Here is a 16164-nt window from a genome sequence, read left to right as displayed (position 1 = left end):
CGGCGCCCACTTCGCTAGGAAGCTGGCCCATCAGGTTGGCGTGTTCCGCCGTGCTGGTAGGGGCGCATTATAGGGAGCCGCGCCGGGATGACAAGAGGAAAACTGCAAAAAATGGCACTTTTTACAGTTTTTCGGTTCAACCGTTGCTTTATTAAACAAAAGCCCCGCATCGGCGGGGCTGTTTCGGGCAAAAAACCCTGAATTCACATCACACTGCTACCTTTTTGACCAGAATTCGCGGGCAAAGCTGCGCACCTTTTCCCAATCGGTAAATTCAATGTCTTTACTGGTGTCGGTACTGCCACCGGTAATCTTCATGATCAGCTGGATGATGCGAGTCTGCCACCAGTTATAGCGGGAGTACTGCAGCGCACCGGCAAACACACCCAGGGTTTTCGGCTTCCAGGGAGAGAGGCGCAGGAACTTCTTCATATAAGCATTGGTTTGCGGCGTCTGCTTCTCTGGCTTGCGGGCCGTCAGGTTGACACAGAAGAAGGCCGCATTGGCCACCTCCAGCTGCTCCTGATGAGCGTGAATAAAGCTGAACAGGCTGGGGTGGAAGTTGCCATAACGAATGGAGGCGCCGATCAAGACCTTGGCATACTTGCTGAGGTTGCACATCGGCAAGGTGTGCAGGTCGTGCATCACCACTTCGCATCCCGGCATCTGCTCCAGCATGACATCGACTATTTTGCGGGTTTGGCCATCCCGAGAGGAATAAAGCACCAGAATCTTGTCCATAACAACCTCAACTACGCCAGAATGCAGGAGTAAACAGTACCAGAAGCGTGAAAATTTCCAATCGACCAAACAACATGGCCAACACCAGTACCCACTGGGCCGCTGGCGAGATATTGCCGAAGTTGGCTGATACCTCTCCCAAACCCGGGCCTACGTTGGTGAAAGCCGCAGCAACAGCGGTGAATGCGGTCACTTCGTTCAGCCCCGTCATCAGCAACAGCAGCATGAACATAAAGAAGAGAATAATATAGGTGGCGAAGTAGCCCCACACCGCCTCGACGATGCGCTCGGGCACCGCCCGATTCCCCAGCTTCAAGGTATAGATGGCTCTGGGGTGAACCAACCGCTTCAACTCGCGCATCCCCTGCATGAACAGGATCATAAAACGCATCACCTTGATACCGCCCCCAGTACTGCCCGCGCAACAGCCGATAAAGGCGGAGAACATCAGCAGCATGGGCAGGAACGAGGGCCAATCTGCATAGGTCGTGGTGCTATAGCCGGTGGTGGTACCCAGAGAGACCGCCTGGAAAAGGCCGTGGTTGAGCGCCTCTTGCCAAGTGGCGTAGTGTCCGTGGGTCAGCAAGGCGACAAAGCAGATCATCACCAGGGTCGCCTGGATGGCCAGAAACACCTTGAGTTCAGAATCGTAAAGGTAGCGACCGAGCCGCACAGGGCGGTGAGAGAAGACGGTAAAGTGGAGCGCAAAGTTCACGCTGGCCAGCAGCAGGAACACCACGGTAATCAGGTTGATGACCGGACTGTTGAAGAATCCGATGCTGGCATCGTGAGTGGAGAAGCCACCGACCGACAGAGTCGAGAACGAATGGCAGACCGCATCGAACAGCGTCATCCCGGCGAGCCAGTAGGCCAGCGCACAGAGTGCGGTGAGCAGCAGATAGATGAACCAGAGCGCCTTGGCTGTTTCGGCGATGCGCGGCGTCACCTTGGTATCCTTCACCGGCCCCGGGATCTCGGCGCGATAGAGCTGCATGCCCCCGATCCCCAGCAGTGGCAGAATGGCCACCGCCAGTACGATGATCCCCATGCCCCCCAGCCACTGCAGCAGCTGGCGATAGAACAGAAACGCCTTGGGCAGATTATCGAGCCCGGTCAGTACCGTTGCGCCTGTGGTTGTCAGGCCGGAAAAAGATTCGAAGAAGGCCTCCGAGACCGACATATCCGGCACGTCGCTCATGATGAAGGGCACCGCCCCCACACTGCCCAGCACGGTCCAGAACAGCACCACGATGAGGAAGCCCTCTTTCGAGCGCATCTCCTTCTTGTGATAGCGATTGGGAAACCAGAGCATCACGCCGAGCAGCAGGGCGATCAGAAAAGAGCTGACGAACTCGGCACCACCACCATCCCGATAACCAAAGGCCACCAGTGCAGGCAACAGCATGGTCGAGCTGAACAGCGCAACCAGCAGGCCAACAATGCGAATAATGCTCAGGATGTGCATTACAGCTCCCTTTCCCCAATTAAAGAGCGATGGATTCTAGCCATCTAAGGGGCTGAGGGATACCCGCCCATGAGTCCGGTCGGTCAATTCACGGTCCACCTGAGCCCAAACCGAGGATTCCCACGCCACCTGCAAGGTGACCTGCTGACCGTAATCCGCCGCCAGCAATTCGCCATTATGGCTGCTGATCAGCGACTCGACTGCCCCCATGTCACCGTAATCGCAGTGAATGAGAGAGGGAGTACGCGGCACCTTGAGCAGGGTAGGCAGCTGCTTGAGGGCGGCACCGACGCCGCCCCCATAGGCTTTGACCAGTCCACCGGTACCAAGCTGGATGCCGCCGTAGTAACGCACTACCACGGCGCAGATTTCACCGAGCCCCGAGCCCATCAACTGGGCCAGGATCGGCTTGCCTGCGGTACCGGAGGGTTCGCCATCATCACTGAAGCCATAGACCTGACTATCTTGTGGCGCACCAGCCACAAACGCCCAGCAGTGATGGCGCGCGGCCGGATGTTGGCGTTTGATCTCGTTGACCCACCCCTTGGCCGCCTCGACGGTCGGGGTGTGGGCGATCAGGGTAATGAAGCGACTCTTCTTTATCTCTTCGGTCAACTCCAGCGGGGCAGCCGGAATGGAGTACGCTGCCGCCATCAGAGCCCTGCTTGTCTGGTCATGTTCTCCACCCCGTTGGCGTGCAGCACCACGTTGTCTTCGATGCGGATGCCGCCAAACGGACGCAGCGCCTCCACCTTGTTCCAGTTGACCCGTTTGCCCTGTTCGCCCTGACGCAGCGGCTCCAGCAAACTGTCGATGAAGTAGAGTCCCGGCTCGACGGTGAACACCTGACCCACCTCCATCACCCGGGTGCAGCGCAGATAGGGGAACAGCTCGGGCGCCGCCAGGTGGGTGCCGCGCTCATCCTGCATGAAACCACCCGCATCGTGTACCTGCAAACCGAGGAAGTGGCCGAGGCCGTGGGGGAAGAAGACGTTGGTCACCCCGGTGTTGATCATCTCGTCTACCGACATGTCCACCAGCTCGGTCGCTTGCAGCAGGCGCGCCAGCTTGTGGTGCATCTGCAGATGCAGCTCGCTGTAGCGACGACCCGGTTTGATCTCCTTGATGATCTCCTGCTGCTGCTCGTCGAGGGCTGCAATCAGATCGGCAAACTCGCCGCGCCGCCACGCCCAGGTGCGGGTGATGTCGGAGGCATAACCGTGAAAATCGACGCCGGCATCGATCAGGAAGGAGTGACGTTCCGCATCGGGCACCCGCACGGCGGACAAATGGGTGTAGTGAAGGATAGCTGCATTGCGGTTGATGGCGACGATATTGCCGTAGGGCGCCTCATTGGCCCCCTGCCCGACCGCTTTCATGTAGGCCAGATTGATCTCGAACTCGCTCGCCCCCGCCATAAAGGAGTCCTTGGCGGCGATATGCCCGCGCACCCCGATCCGGTTCGCCTCGCGCAGACACTCCAGCTCGTAGGGTGTCTTGTAGGCGCGGTGATAGTGCAGGTAGTTGAGCACCGCCTCCGGATTGGGCTGGGTCAGCCCCAGCAGTTCAGCCACTTCCAGATGGCCACCCAGATAGGCCCACTCCTGCTTGTTGGCAGGTAGATGGTCGGCCACCTGTTCCGGCCGGGTCAGGAAACGGATATCGAAGAACTCGACCCAGAAGGCGTTGGGCAGATCCGCCACTTTGTGCCAGAAATCCACCGGGCGGTAGAACAGCAATACCGGTCTGTTCACCCCGTCCACCAGCAGCCAACAGTGGGGATTGTCCAGCACCGGCAACCAGGCCTTGAAATGCGGGTTTACCTTGAACGGGTAATCCTGATCATCGAGGAAGATGCGGTGAGTCTGGCCGGAGTGGATGGCCAGTCCGCTGAGCCCCTGTTGTTGCAGAATGTCGCGGGTGCGCTGCTGCAAGGTATCGAGGTGCTGGGCAAAAAGTTGGCTGTAGCTGCTCATGGCGTCCTGCTCCGAGGTGAATGTGATTGCAGCATAACATCAAGCGCTTGGCGGCTCGACCCGTCAAGCTGCCGCTTCGTGAGGTAACGCATACGTTACAAACGTGTTTGTTATCAACGCAAAACCAATCATTAACAAATCAAAAACAATTCAATACACTGCCGGTAGATACATGAAGTCAGGGATTACTCATGGACAACCTCTGCCTGTGGCAACCGGATCCGCTCGGGATGCAGCAATCCAACCTCTACCGTTTTATGGCGGAGGTGAACCGTTTCCACGGCTTGCAGTTGCAGAACTACCCGCAGCTTTATCAATGGTCGGTGGAGAAGACCACCCGTTTCTGGCCGCTGGTGTGGCAGCACTGCGGCGTCAAGGGCGAGCTCGGCAACATAGTGGCGGAGAACCGTCAGGATATGCAGCGCACCCGCTGGTTTCCCGACAGCCGCCTCAACTTCGCCGAAAACCTGCTGCGCCGCCAGGACGAGAGCCCGGCCATCATCTCCCGCATCGAAGGGAGCCCAAGCCGCCCCCTGAGCTGGCGTGAGCTTGGGGAACAGGTTGCCCGGCTAGCGCAGTGGCTGCGCCATCAGGGGATTGGTCGTGGCGATGTGGTTGCCGCCTATCTGCCCAATATCCCGGAAACCGTGGTTGCCATGCTGGCAACCACCAGCCTCGGGGCGATCTGGACCTCCACCAGCCCCGACTTTGGCGAGGCCAGCGTGGTGGAGCGCTTCGGCCAGACCCGACCACGAGTGCTGTTTGCGGTGGATGGCTATCGCTACAACGGCAAAGCTATCGACATTCAACAGAAGGTCGCCAGCGTGGTGAGCCAGATCGGCAGCATAGAGCAGACGGTGATGATCCCCCTGCTCGGCAACCCGCTGCAGCTTGGCCACGACTGGCAGCAAGTGCTGGCGAGCCAGTCGGACGCCAGCCTCCAGTTCGAACCCATGGCCTTCAATGATCCGCTCTATATCCTCTACTCCTCCGGTACCACCGGCAAACCCAAGTGCATCGTGCACGGCATCGGCGGCACCCTGCTGCAACACCTGAAAGAGCACCAGCTGCACTGCGACATCAAGCCGGGGGAGCGGATCTTCTACTTCACCACCTGTGGCTGGATGATGTGGAACTGGCTGGTGAGCGCCCTCGCCTCCGGCGCAACTCTGGTGCTCTATGACGGCTCGCCGTTTTACCCGGATGGCAACGTGCTGTGGGATCTCGCCCGTGACGAGCAGGTCAGCTTGTTCGGTACCTCGGCCAAGTATCTCGACGCACTGCACAAGCAGGGTTACACCCCCATCAAGAGCCACGATTTGCCGCACTTGCGGCTGATCTGCAGCACCGGATCTGTGCTGTCGCCGGAGGGATTTGACTACGTCTACCAGCAGATAAAGCAGGATGTGCAGCTCAGCTCCATCTCCGGCGGCACCGATATCTGCTCCTGCTTCGTCATCGGCAACCCGCTCAGCCCCGTCTATCGCGGCGAGAGCCAGGGGCGTGGCCTCGGTCTCGCGGTGCAGGTATTCAACGAAGCGGGCCAGCCGGTGCAGGGGGAGAAGGGCGAACTGGTCTGTACCAAGCCGTTCCCGGCCCAACCCATTTACTTCTGGGGTGACGAGAATGGCGACAAGTACCACGCGGCCTACTTCGAGCGGTTCGACAACATCTGGTGCCACGGCGACTGGATCGAGCTGACCCCGACCGGCGGCATTCTGTTCTACGGCCGCTCCGACGCCACCCTCAACCCGGGCGGCGTGCGCATCGGCACCAGCGAGATCTACCGCTATGTCGAACAGCTCGACGAAGTGGAAGAGAGCATCGTCATCGGCCAGCAGTGGCAGCAGGACGAGCGGGTGGTGCTGTTCGTCAAGCTCAAGGCGGGTTGCAAGCTTGATGAGCCGCTGCGCGAGCGGATCCGCCAGCAAATAAAGCAACATTGCACCGCCCGCCACGTGCCCGCCCGCATCCTGCAGGTGGATGCCATCCCCCGCACCAAGTCCGGCAAGATCGTCGAACTGGCGGTTCGCGAAGTGGTACACAACCGGCCGGTCAACAATACCCATGCCCTCGCCGATCCCGAGGTACTGAACCAGTATCGCAACCGGCCGGAACTGGCCAGTTGATAACAAACCCACATCCATCCGAGGCGCCGCAAGGCGCCTCTCTTTTGCCCGTTTTGTGATGAAGAGCTTTTACTCGAGATCTGTTAAACAAATGTTTTAAATAGGTGTTGAAAATGTCTCCTTTTGGATCAATAGTGAGCCTCGCCCCCTGCTGGGGATTAAGGAGCACCACTCCCCACTGAGTGGGAACAAGGAGACACTCTCATGATCTACCAAGGCGAAACCCTGTCGGTCAGCTACCTCGAAAACGGCATCGCCGAGCTGAGGTTTGATGCCCCGGGTTCAGTCAACAAGCTGGATCGCGCTACCCTGCTCTCCCTGAGCGAAGCGATCGCCGCATTACAACAAGAACGTGAACTAAAAGGTCTGATCCTCACCTCCGGCAAAGACGCCTTTATCGTCGGTGCCGACATTACCGAATTCCTGGAACTGTTCGATCTGCCGCAAGAAGATCTGCTCGGCTGGCTGAAAAAGGCCAACGACATCTTCAACGCCATCGAAGATTTGCCGGTTCCAACCCTCTCCGCCATCAAGGGACACGCTCTGGGCGGCGGCTGCGAGACCATCCTCTCCACCGATTTCCGTCTGGCTGACACCAGTGCCAAGATTGGCCTGCCCGAGACCAAACTCGGCATCATGCCGGGCTTTGGCGGCACAGTCCGTCTGCCGCGGGTGATCGGCGCTGACAACGCGCTTGAGTGGATCACCACCGGCAAGGATTACCGTGCCGATGACGCCCTCAAGGTGGGTGCCATCGACGCCGTGGTCGCCCCCGACGCGCTGCAGAGCGCTGCGCTGCAGATGATCAAGGACGCCATCGCGGGCAAGCTGGACTGGCAGAGCCGTCGCGCCGCCAAAAAAGCGCCGCTGCGCCTCTCCAAACTGGAAGCCATGATGAGCTTCACCACCGCCGCCGGCATGGTCGCCGCCGTGGCGGGCAAACACTATCCGGCACCGATGACGGCGGTGAAAACCGTCGAAACCGCCGCAGGTATGGGCCGTGACGAGGCGCTGGTCGTTGAAGCACAGGGCTTTATCAAGCTGGCCAAAACCGACGTGGCCAAGGCGCTGGTCGGTATCTTCCTCAACGATCAGCACATCAAGGCACTGGCCAAGAAGGCTGCCAAGCAGGCGAGCAAGGCCACCGGCCACGCCGCCGTACTGGGTGCCGGCATCATGGGGGGCGGCATCGCCTACCAGTCTGCCAGCAAGGGCATTCCGGCGGTGATGAAGGACATCAACGAGAAGGCGCTGGCACTTGGCATGGGCGAAGCCACCAAGCTGCTCAACGGCCAGCTCGAGAAGGGCCGCATCGATGGCATCAAGATGGGCCAGGTGCTCTCTGCCATTACCCCGACCCTCAGCTATGACAACGTCAAAGGCGTGGACGTAGTGGTCGAAGCCGTGGTCGAGAATCCCAAGGTGAAAGCCGCCGTACTGGGCGAAGTGGAAAGGATTATTGGCGAAGACGCCGTGCTCGCCAGCAACACCTCCACCATTCCCATCTCCCTGCTGGCCAAGGGGCTGAAGCGCCCGCAGAACTTCTGCGGCATGCACTTCTTCAACCCGGTGCACCGCATGCCACTGGTGGAGATCATCCGCGGCGAGCAGACCTCCGATGAAACCATCAACCGCGTGGTGGCCTACGCCGCCGCGATGGGCAAGTCCCCGGTGGTAGTCAACGACTGCCCGGGCTTCTTCGTCAACCGGGTGCTGTTCCCCTACTTCTTCGGCTTCAACAAACTGGTTGCCGATGGCGCCGACTTCGCCGCCGTCGACAAGGTAATGGAGAAGGAGTTCGGCTGGCCGATGGGCCCCGCCTACCTGCTGGATGTGGTCGGCATCGACACCGGTCACCATGCCGGTGATGTGATGGCACAAGGCTTCCCGGCACGCATGAGCAAGGAAGGCCGCACCGCCATCGACGTGATGTACGAAGTGAACCGCTTCGGTCAGAAGAATGGCAAGGGCTTCTACGCCTACGAGCAGGACAAGAAGGGCAAGCCGAAGAAGGTGGCCGACGCCGCCAGCTACGAGCTGCTGGCCCCCATTGCCAAGCCGAAACAGGATTTCGACAAGGACGCCATCATCGCTCGCATGATGATCCCGATGATCAACGAGGTGGTGCTCTGTCTGGAAGAGGGCATTGTTGCCACGCCAGCCGAAGCCGACATCGCACTGGTCTACGGTCTGGGCTTCCCTCCCTTCCGCGGCGGCGTGTTCCGCTATCTGGACACCATTGGTCTGGATCGCTACGTGGCCATGGCCGACCAGTATGCCGACTTGGGCCCGCTCTACCGCGTCAGCGACCGCTTACGCGAGATGGCCGCCCAGGGCAAAACCTTCTACTGATTGCGGAAAGGAGATCCATTCATGAAAGACGTAGTCATTGTCGACTGTATCCGGACCCCGATGGGCCGGTCCAAGGGCGGCGCCTTCCGCAACGTGCGTGCAGAAGATCTGTCCGCGCACCTGATGAAATCCATCCTGCTGCGCAACCCCAACCTCGACCCGAACGAGATCGAGGATATCTACTGGGGCTGCGTGCAGCAGACCCTGGAGCAGGGCTTCAACATCGCCCGCAACGCCGCGCTGCTGGCCGGCATTCCGAAGCAGGTAGGGGCGGTTACCGTCAACCGCCTGTGTGGCTCCTCCATGCAGGCGCTGCACGACGCCTCCCGCGCCATTCAGGTAGGTGACGGGGATATCTTCATCATCGGCGGCGTCGAGCACATGGGCCACGTGCCGATGAGCCACGGCGTTGACTTCCATCCCGGCATGGCCAAGTCGGTGGCGAAAGCCTCCGGCATGATGGGGTTGACCGCCGAGATGCTCGGCAAGCTGCACGGCATCAGCCGTCAGCAGCAGGACGAGTTTGCCGCCCGCTCCCATCGCCGTGCCCACGCGGCAACCGTGGAAGGACGTTTTGCCAAGGAGATCGTCGGGCTGGAAGGCCATGACGCCAGCGGCGCCCGCTTCTTCTACGACTACGACGAGGTGATCCGCCCGGAGACCACGGTCGAAACCCTGAGCCAACTGCGCCCGGTGTTTGATCCAGTCAACGGCACCGTCACCGCCGGCAGCTCCTCGGCCCTGTCCGATGGCGCCGCCGCCATGCTGGTGATGAGTGCAGATCGCGCCAAGGCCCTCGGCCTCACGCCGCGCGCCAAGGTACGTGCCGTGGCCATCGCCGGCTGTGATGCCGCCATCATGGGTTACGGCCCGGTGCCGGCGACCCAGAAGGCGCTCAAACGGGCCGGTCTGACCATCGGCGACATCGACCTGTTCGAGCTGAACGAGGCGTTTGCCGCCCAGTCCCTGCCCTGCGTGAAGGATCTGGGTCTGCAGGATCAGGTGGACGAGAAGGTGAACCTGAACGGCGGTGCCATTGCGCTGGGTCACCCGCTCGGCTGCTCCGGCGCCCGCATATCCACCACCCTCATCAATCTGATGGAGGAGAAGGATGCCACCCTGGGGGTTGCCACCATGTGTATCGGTCTGGGTCAGGGTATCGCCACCGTGTTTGAACGGGTGTGATAACCAACCGGATCGACGGGATGCACTACTGAGAGTTGTCCCTTTTCGGGGCCAGTCTGACTGGCCCCTTTTCAAGTCTGTGACGATCGCCACACGGGGTGCTCGTCAGTGGTCAGAAGCTGTCTGTTGGCCGTCCCGTTTGGGTCGGCCTTTTTTCGTTTTAATCTTATCAATAGGCTGTTATTGCCTTAAACCTCACATTAGATAGGGGGCTTGCTTGCTTTTTACTCCCCCGACAGGTTCAATCTGCACAAAAAAATGGGTGGATGCACATACATATGTCAATGAGCAAACAACTGCTGATCGTCGATGACGACCAAGAGATCCGCGAGCTGCTCAATGAGTACCTGACCCGGGCGGGCTTTCAGGTATTGACGGCGGCGGAGGGCAACGAGATGCGCCAGCAGCTCGCCCAGCACAGCCCGGACCTGATTATTCTGGACATCATGATGCCCGGCGAGGACGGTTTTACCCTCTGCCAGCAGATCCGTCGTGACTCCCAGGTGCCCATCATCATGCTGACCGCCGCCTCCGACGAAGCGGATCGGGTGATCGGCCTCGAACTCGGCGCCGACGACTATATCGCCAAGCCGTTCAGCCCCCGCGAACTGCAGGCCCGCATCAAGGCGCTGCTGCGCCGCGCCGAATTCCGCCAGCCGGAAAAAGAGAAAGAGCCGAGCCGCCGCCTGCGTTTTGCCGAGTGGACCCTCGACACCCTGAGCCACCAGCTGACCCATGACGATGGCAGCCTGCTGGATCTCTCCGGCAGCGATGCCATGCTGCTCGGCATGTTCCTGCAACAGCCTGGCGTGGTGCTGGATCGCGACACCATCTCGGATGCCACCCGCGGCCGCGAAAGCCTGCCGATGGAGCGCGGTATCGACGTGCAGATCAGCCGTCTGCGCCAGAAGCTGGGCGACAACGGCAAGAGCCCGCGCATCATCAAGACCATTCGCGGCAGTGGCTACATGCTGATTGCCGAGGTGCACGAGCTGCCATGAGCAACAAGTGGTCCTGGGGGGCGCTGGTGCCCCGCTCCCTGTTGTCACGGATGATCCTGCTACTGTTGCTGGCCATCCTGCTCTCCCAGACCATTCTGACCGGCATCTGGATGCAGCAGATCCAGAAGCGGGAACTGGAGGGGATGCTCAGCACCACCCGCAACCTCGCCATGTCTGCCGCTTCCACCGTCAACTTCTTCAAATCCCTGCCGCTGCAGTATCGCCATATCGCGCTGGACCAGTTGCGCAACATGGGAGGCAGCCGCTTCTTCGTCTCGCTCAACGAGGAAGAGATCCACATCAACGCCATCCCCGACAGCGAACGCAAGACGCAGGTGCTGGAGGAGGTTCAGGGAGTGCTGACCCGCAAGCTCTCCGACGCCATGGCGATCAAGGTGGACTTCTCCCGACCCGATGACCTCCATGTCTTCAATAACGACACCCTGCTGGCAGATCTCCCCTCCTCCTGGGCCCGTTACACCCTGTCGCTGGAGCCGCTCAATCCACCGGTACTGGTGACCCAGATCGAGATTGAAAAAGGGGAGTGGCTCTATCTGGCGGCCCTGCTGCCCGCCCCCTACATGACCCTCGACGATACCGTGATGCCGAGCAACCAGGTGCGTTTCATCGCTCTGATGACGGTGTTCCTCTGCTTCTTCACCTTTATGCTGGTGCGCTGGCAGACCCGCCCGCTGCGCCGTCTCGCCAAGGCGGCAGTGAATCTGGGCAAGGATATCGATCAGCCTTCGCTCAAAGAGGAAGGAGCATCGGAAATCGTGGCGGCGACCCGCGCCTTCAACATCATGCAGCACCGCATCCGCCGTTATATCGACGATAGAGAGCGGCTGTTCAGCTCCATCTCCCACGACCTCAAGACCCCCATCACCCGACTGCGGCTGCGGGTCGAACTGCTCGACGACGAGGTGCAAATCGCCAAGTTCAACAAGGATCTCGACGAGCTGGAGCTGATGGTGAAAGGGGCGCTGCAGACGGTCAAAGAGACCGACATTCACGAGAATATCGAGGAGATCGACATCAACGCCCTGCTGGAGCAGATGGCGGAGTCGATGAACCTGCACGACGAGCGACTGACCATCGAAGGGCACTGCAAGTGGCCCTATCGCGGCAAGCTGCTGGCGCTCAAACGCTGCATCGGCAATCTGGTGGACAACGGCATCAAATATGGCCAGCGGGTGCGCATCATCATCATGGATGACGAGGAGATGCTGATCCTCTTCATCATGGATGAGGGCCCCGGCCTGCCGGACGATCAGTTCGAGCGCATCTTCGAACCCTATTACCGGCTCAGCACGGATCAGGCCGGCACCGGCCTCGGCCTTGGCATCGCCCGCAACATTGCCCACGCCCACGGTGGCGATCTGGTGCTGGAAAACCGTCCGCAAGGTGGCCTGCAGGCCACGCTCTCCCTACCAAGGCAGTAACCTTATGAAGTGGTTGTCTTTTTCTGTCATCGCCCTGCTCTCTGCTCCCGTTGCAGCCTCCCAGGTGGAGGTACTGCACTGGTGGACATCCGGCGGCGAAGCGAAAGCGGTCGAAGTGCTCAAATCCGAGTGGACCAAACAGGGCAACCAGTGGAACGACTTTGCAGTGCAGGGCGGCGGCGGCAAGAGTGCCATGACGGTATTGAAGAGCCGGGCACTGGCCGCCAACCCGCCCGAAGCGGCCCACCTCAAGGGTTACGAGCTCAAGGAGTGGGCCGGGCTCGGCTTCCTGCGCGATCTCACCCCGATGGCCGAACACCTCGGCTGGTACAGTCAGATGCCGCCCATGGTGCGTGCCACCCTCAGCCAGAATGGCGCCCTGATGGCGGTGCCCACTGGTATCCACCGGGTCAACTGGCTGTGGCTCAACCGCAAGATCTTCGAGCGCAACAAGCTGACTCCGCCCACCGACTGGGCCCAGTTTGTCACCGTCGCCGACCAGCTTAAAAAACGGGGCATCACCCCGCTCGCCATTGGCAACGAGCCCTGGCAACTGGCGGTACTGTTTGAAACGGTGGCACTCGGTGAGGGCGGAAAAGAATTCTATCGCAAGGCGTTCCTCGAACAAGACAGCGCCACCCTGACCGGCCCCGACATGGTGCGGGTGTTGACCCGCTTCCAGCAGCTGCGCGCCTACGTGCCGCAAAAATACGCCGGTCTGAAGTGGCATCAGGCTACCAATCTGCTGGAGAGCGGTGGCGCCGCCATGCAGGTAATGGGCGACTGGGTGAAAGGGGAGCTGAGCGCGGGCAACTACCGGCCGGGTGAGGATATCGCCTGCCTGCCGAGCCCGGGCAGCGCCGGACTGTTCAGCTACAACCTAGACTCCATCGCCATGTTCAAACAGCGGGATCCGGCCCAGCTGCAGGCGCAGGGGGATCTGGCCCAACTGCTGATGACGCCGCAATTTCAGGAGGAGTTCAATCGGGTGAAGGGGTCGATCCCGGCGCTGACCAATCCCGACATGAGCAAGTTCGACCGCTGCGCCGTCCGCTCCTATCAGGACTTCCTGCTGGCGGAAAAGCAGGACAACCTGCTGCCCAGCATGGCAGAAGGGATGGCGACGCCGACCAATATGCGGCAGGCAATCCTCGATGTGCTGAGCAACTTCTTCAACGATCCCAAGGCCAACCCAGAGCAGACGGCGCTGCATCTGGAGCGGGCGATGCGCTCGACCCGCTGATCCGGGCACATTGCCAAACGGCAGAAATGACAAAGGCGGAATTGCTCCGCCTTTGTTGTTGAATCGTCATCCGATTCAGGATTGATCGTTCTCGTCCTCATCCTCGTCATAGTAATCGCTGAGCTCGATCCAGAGCCCCAACCCGACCATCACCATGGAGCCGAACCAGGTACCGGTATTCCCGATCGGGCTGCCCATCACTATCATGGCGAAGGACAAGAACCCCATGCCTGCATAGGCCTGTAATCTGCCGTAGGAGACCTGCATATTCACCTCCTTGTTGAATATGGTTCAATTTTTATATTACTCGTCCGGCGCAAGCTGGATAGGGTCGAATAACATTTCGGTTACATATGCTGGTGAATGGGTCGTTTGTTTGATTATTTTTTAGCCCTGAGTATCATTGGCAGCCGAATAGGTTGAAGGTTGATAATAGATGAGTGATTTATTCTGCGGCGCAACTCACGAGTTGGACGCAATCGGGCTTCGTTGCCCGGAACCCGTTATGATGGTTCGCAAGAAAGTGCGGCTGATGGCGGATGGCGAGACCCTGCTGGTCAGTGCCGACGATCCTTCAACCACCCGCGACATCCCCAGTTTCTGCCGCTTTATGGATCACACCCTGGTCGCCAGCGAGACAGAGCAGGCCCCCTACCGCTATCTGATCCGAAAGGGTCAATAAGCCCCCGTACCGGAGCACTCCATGACAACCATTACCCGAATCGGCACTACCCAGCGTTGGTCAGACGTGGTCATCCACAATGGCACCCTCTACGTGGTGGAAGTGCCCGTCAGCGACGAGGCCGACATCCACCAGCAGACCCGCGAAGTGCTGGCAAGCCTGCAGCGCCTGCTGGAAGCCAACGGCTCCGGCGTAGACAAAATTCTGATGGCCAATATCTATCTGAAAGACATTCAGGATATCGCTGCCTTCAACGAGCAGTGGGATGCCTGGATCCCGGCAGGCACCGCGCCGGTTCGCGCCTGCGTACAAGCCCGCCTCGCCCACGAAGGCTACAAGGTCGAAGTGCAGCTGACTGCGGCAGTCTAAGAGGCACTTATCCCCTCATCCCCGCCCCTTCTCCCACGAGAGGAGAAGGGAGCAAACAACAAGGCGTCATTGCTCGCAACGGCTCCAATAGAAAGGCCCCGCCATCACTGGCGGGGCCTTTTCGTTACCGAAACCTGAGCGACTTAGGCGGTCGGGGTCAGGGTAATGGTCACGCGGCGGTTCTGGGCTTTGCCAGCGGCGGTGCTGTTGGTAGCAACCGGCTGATCCGGGCCTACGCCGGTGGTGGAGATGCGGCTACCTGCTACGCCCTGACCAATCAGCTGGGCGGCAACGGCATCGGCACGATCGCGGGAGAGCTTCATGTTCAGATCGCGGGAACCGGTGCTGTCGGTGTGACCGACCACGTTCAGGCGGGTCTTGTCGAACTCGGCAACCACCATGGCCACGCCGGAGAGGGTGTTGGCACCGGCCGCTTTCAGCTGGGAGCTGGAGCTGTCGAAGGTCACGTTGTTCGGCATGTTGAGGATCAGCTCATTGCCATTGCGGGTCACGCTGACGCCGGTGCCCTGCAGCTTCTCGCGCAGCTTGGCTTCCTGCACGTCCATGTAGTAGCCGATACCGCCACCCAGCGCCGCGCCGGCAGCAACGCCGGTCAGGATGCCCTTCTTGCGGTCACCCTTGCTGGAGGAGAGCGCACCTACGGCCGCACCGGCTGCGGCGCCAGCCAGCGCGCCCCAGGCACCTTTGGAGGTCTGGGATTCACCTGTGTAGGGGTTGGTGGTACAGCCGCTCAGGGCAACGGTCAGTGCCAGAGCAGGCACCAGGATCTTGGCTCGCATGAAAAAACCTCTGTGAAAACAATCCGGCACCATGCCGGGGGCCGGATTGTAACGCGCTGGCACGCCATTGTCTGACGCAAGCCTGAACAGACGGCGAGAGTGGTGTTTTTTTGGCCAATCGGCGGGTCGTCAGCGCGGTAACTGACACTCGGCGTGGCAAGGACAGCTGACCAGATGATCGTTCACCATCCCCACCGCCTGCATAAAGGCGTAACAGATGGTGCTGCCGACGAAGTTGAAGCCGAGCTTCTTGAGCGCTTTCGACATGGCATCCGACTCCGGTGAGGTCGCAGGAATGTCGCCGTTGCCCTGCCGCTGGTTGACGATGGGGGCGCCGCCAACAAAGCCCCACAGGTAGTCGGCGAAGTCGATCCCCTGCTCCTGCAACGCCAGATAAGCGCGGGCATTTCTGATGATCGACTGCACCTTGAGCCGGTTGCGGATGATGCCGGTGTCCTGCATCAGCCGCTCTACATCCTGCTCGTCGAACCGGGCAATCTGCACCGGATCAAAGTCCGCATAGGCGCGGTAGTAGCTTTCGGTGCGCTTGAGGATGGTGATCCACGACAGCCCCGCCTGCTGGCCGTCGAGGCAGAGCTTGGCAAACAGCTCACGGGCGTCATAGACCGGCCTGCCCCACTGTTTGTCATGGTATTCAATATATTCCGGGTCCTTGGTCACCCAGGCGCAGCGCAGTTCCATTTCCTCTCCCTCGTTATTTCAGCGGGTTGCCCGACCCTGCCCACTCTGCAGGCGGCACTGCTCACATCATATACCGG

General features: G+C 60.2%; 15 protein-coding genes. 8 read left to right on the top strand and 7 right to left on the bottom strand.

The genetic code is table 11. The features are described 5' to 3' along the window. Positions 1–216: 216 nt before the first annotated feature. From hemG to pepQ, 4 genes are read right to left on the bottom strand one after another with little or no spacing between them, the layout of a single operon-like run. Positions 217–741, bottom strand: a complete 525-nt coding sequence (hemG, locus tag AB5Z09_RS15810) for a menaquinone-dependent protoporphyrinogen IX dehydrogenase (RefSeq protein ID WP_005339483.1) — start codon at positions 739–741, stop codon at positions 217–219. A gap of 7 nt (positions 742–748) precedes the next feature. After that, positions 749–2206 carry a TrkH family potassium uptake protein gene (locus AB5Z09_RS15805; protein WP_139746857.1) on the bottom strand — a complete coding sequence of 486 codons (1458 nt, stop codon included), beginning with the start codon at positions 2204–2206 and terminating at the stop codon, positions 749–751. A gap of 36 nt (positions 2207–2242) precedes the next feature. Beyond that, the gene (locus AB5Z09_RS15800; protein WP_219296981.1) at positions 2243–2860 is read right to left on the bottom strand and encodes a YigZ family protein; all 618 of its coding nucleotides are present in this window, start codon (positions 2858–2860) and stop codon (positions 2243–2245) included. Beyond that, entirely contained in the window at positions 2860–4182 is a 1323-nt protein-coding gene (pepQ, locus tag AB5Z09_RS15795; protein ID WP_204480569.1) for a Xaa-Pro dipeptidase, read from the bottom strand. Before pepQ ends, AB5Z09_RS15800 begins: the two co-directional genes overlap by 1 nt. 191 nt (positions 4183–4373) lie before the next feature. On the opposite strand from pepQ, the gene AB5Z09_RS15790 reads away from it, so the two are divergent. From AB5Z09_RS15790 to AB5Z09_RS15765, 6 genes are all read left to right on the top strand, one after another. Beyond that, on the top strand, positions 4374–6311 hold the full coding sequence (locus AB5Z09_RS15790; RefSeq protein ID WP_368195690.1) for an acetoacetate--CoA ligase: 1938 nt from the start codon (positions 4374–4376) through the stop codon (positions 6309–6311). 204 nt (positions 6312–6515) lie between these two features. Next, entirely contained in the window at positions 6516–8663 is a 2148-nt protein-coding gene (gene fadB / locus AB5Z09_RS15785) for a fatty acid oxidation complex subunit alpha FadB (RefSeq protein WP_368195689.1), read from the top strand. Beyond that, positions 8664–9848 carry an acetyl-CoA C-acyltransferase FadA gene (fadA, locus tag AB5Z09_RS15780; RefSeq protein WP_368195687.1) on the top strand — a complete coding sequence of 395 codons (1185 nt, stop codon included), beginning with the start codon at positions 8664–8666 and terminating at the stop codon, positions 9846–9848. A gap of 278 nt (positions 9849–10126) precedes the next feature. After that, positions 10127–10849, top strand: coding sequence for a response regulator (locus AB5Z09_RS15775; RefSeq protein ID WP_005339475.1), 723 nt, complete (start codon positions 10127–10129; stop codon positions 10847–10849). Continuing rightward, entirely contained in the window at positions 10846–12291 is a 1446-nt protein-coding gene (locus tag AB5Z09_RS15770) for an ATP-binding protein (protein WP_005339474.1), read from the top strand. The genes AB5Z09_RS15775 and AB5Z09_RS15770 overlap by 4 nt, the downstream gene beginning before the upstream one ends. Before the next feature lie 4 nt (positions 12292–12295). Beyond that, entirely contained in the window at positions 12296–13534 is a 1239-nt protein-coding gene (locus AB5Z09_RS15765) for an ABC transporter substrate-binding protein (RefSeq protein ID WP_047434812.1), read from the top strand. Between the two features lie 75 nt (positions 13535–13609). Here the strand turns inward: AB5Z09_RS15765 and AB5Z09_RS15760 are convergent, their stop codons facing one another. After that, on the bottom strand, positions 13610–13801 hold the full coding sequence (locus AB5Z09_RS15760) for a hypothetical protein (RefSeq protein ID WP_005339471.1): 192 nt from the start codon (positions 13799–13801) through the stop codon (positions 13610–13612). A gap of 169 nt (positions 13802–13970) precedes the next feature. On the opposite strand from AB5Z09_RS15760, the gene tusA reads away from it, so the two are divergent. Continuing rightward, a complete protein-coding gene (tusA, locus tag AB5Z09_RS15755) occupies positions 13971–14216 on the top strand; it encodes a sulfurtransferase TusA (protein ID WP_005339470.1) in 246 nt (81 codons plus the stop codon). A gap of 21 nt (positions 14217–14237) precedes the next feature. Further along, the gene (locus tag AB5Z09_RS15750) at positions 14238–14585 is read left to right on the top strand and encodes a RidA family protein (RefSeq protein ID WP_263718978.1); all 348 of its coding nucleotides are present in this window, start codon (positions 14238–14240) and stop codon (positions 14583–14585) included. A 143-nt stretch (positions 14586–14728) separates the two neighbouring features. Here the strand turns inward: AB5Z09_RS15750 and AB5Z09_RS15745 are convergent, their stop codons facing one another. Continuing rightward, positions 14729–15385 (bottom strand): OmpA family lipoprotein, encoded by a 657-nt coding sequence (locus tag AB5Z09_RS15745; protein ID WP_005339468.1) that lies wholly within the window; start codon positions 15383–15385, stop codon positions 14729–14731. A 129-nt stretch (positions 15386–15514) separates the two neighbouring features. After that, on the bottom strand, positions 15515–16087 hold the full coding sequence (locus AB5Z09_RS15740; RefSeq protein ID WP_107683489.1) for a DNA-3-methyladenine glycosylase I: 573 nt from the start codon (positions 16085–16087) through the stop codon (positions 15515–15517). Positions 16088–16164 lie beyond the last annotated feature (77 nt).

This window comes from Aeromonas sp. R2-2, assembly GCF_040908355.1.
Taxonomy (GTDB): domain Bacteria; phylum Pseudomonadota; class Gammaproteobacteria; order Enterobacterales; family Aeromonadaceae; genus Aeromonas; species Aeromonas veronii.
The sequence above is the reverse complement of the archived record's forward strand: the minus strand, read 5'-3'. Positions and strand labels throughout refer to the sequence as shown.

What these genes read in the sequence shown, in the direction of transcription:
- hemG (WP_005339483.1), bottom strand. Translation starts at nt 741, where the DNA reads ATGGACAAGATTCTGGTGCTTTATTCCTCTCGGGATGGCCAAACCCGC.
- AB5Z09_RS15805 (WP_139746857.1), bottom strand. Translation starts at nt 2,206, where the DNA reads ATGCACATCCTGAGCATTATTCGCATTGTTGGCCTGCTGGTTGCGCTG.
- AB5Z09_RS15800 (WP_219296981.1), bottom strand. Translation starts at nt 2,860, where the DNA reads ATGGCGGCAGCGTACTCCATTCCGGCTGCCCCGCTGGAGTTGACCGAA.
- pepQ (WP_204480569.1), bottom strand. Translation starts at nt 4,182, where the DNA reads ATGAGCAGCTACAGCCAACTTTTTGCCCAGCACCTCGATACCTTGCAG.
- AB5Z09_RS15790 (WP_368195690.1), top strand. Translation starts at nt 4,374, where the DNA reads ATGGACAACCTCTGCCTGTGGCAACCGGATCCGCTCGGGATGCAGCAA.
- fadB (WP_368195689.1), top strand. Translation starts at nt 6,516, where the DNA reads ATGATCTACCAAGGCGAAACCCTGTCGGTCAGCTACCTCGAAAACGGC.
- AB5Z09_RS15775 (WP_005339475.1), top strand. Translation starts at nt 10,127, where the DNA reads ATGTCAATGAGCAAACAACTGCTGATCGTCGATGACGACCAAGAGATC.
- AB5Z09_RS15770 (WP_005339474.1), top strand. Translation starts at nt 10,846, where the DNA reads ATGAGCAACAAGTGGTCCTGGGGGGCGCTGGTGCCCCGCTCCCTGTTG.
- AB5Z09_RS15765 (WP_047434812.1), top strand. Translation starts at nt 12,296, where the DNA reads ATGAAGTGGTTGTCTTTTTCTGTCATCGCCCTGCTCTCTGCTCCCGTT.
- AB5Z09_RS15760 (WP_005339471.1), bottom strand. Translation starts at nt 13,801, where the DNA reads ATGCAGGTCTCCTACGGCAGATTACAGGCCTATGCAGGCATGGGGTTC.
- tusA (WP_005339470.1), top strand. Translation starts at nt 13,971, where the DNA reads ATGAGTGATTTATTCTGCGGCGCAACTCACGAGTTGGACGCAATCGGG.
- AB5Z09_RS15750 (WP_263718978.1), top strand. Translation starts at nt 14,238, where the DNA reads ATGACAACCATTACCCGAATCGGCACTACCCAGCGTTGGTCAGACGTG.
- AB5Z09_RS15745 (WP_005339468.1), bottom strand. Translation starts at nt 15,385, where the DNA reads ATGCGAGCCAAGATCCTGGTGCCTGCTCTGGCACTGACCGTTGCCCTG.
- AB5Z09_RS15740 (WP_107683489.1), bottom strand. Translation starts at nt 16,087, where the DNA reads ATGGAACTGCGCTGCGCCTGGGTGACCAAGGACCCGGAATATATTGAA.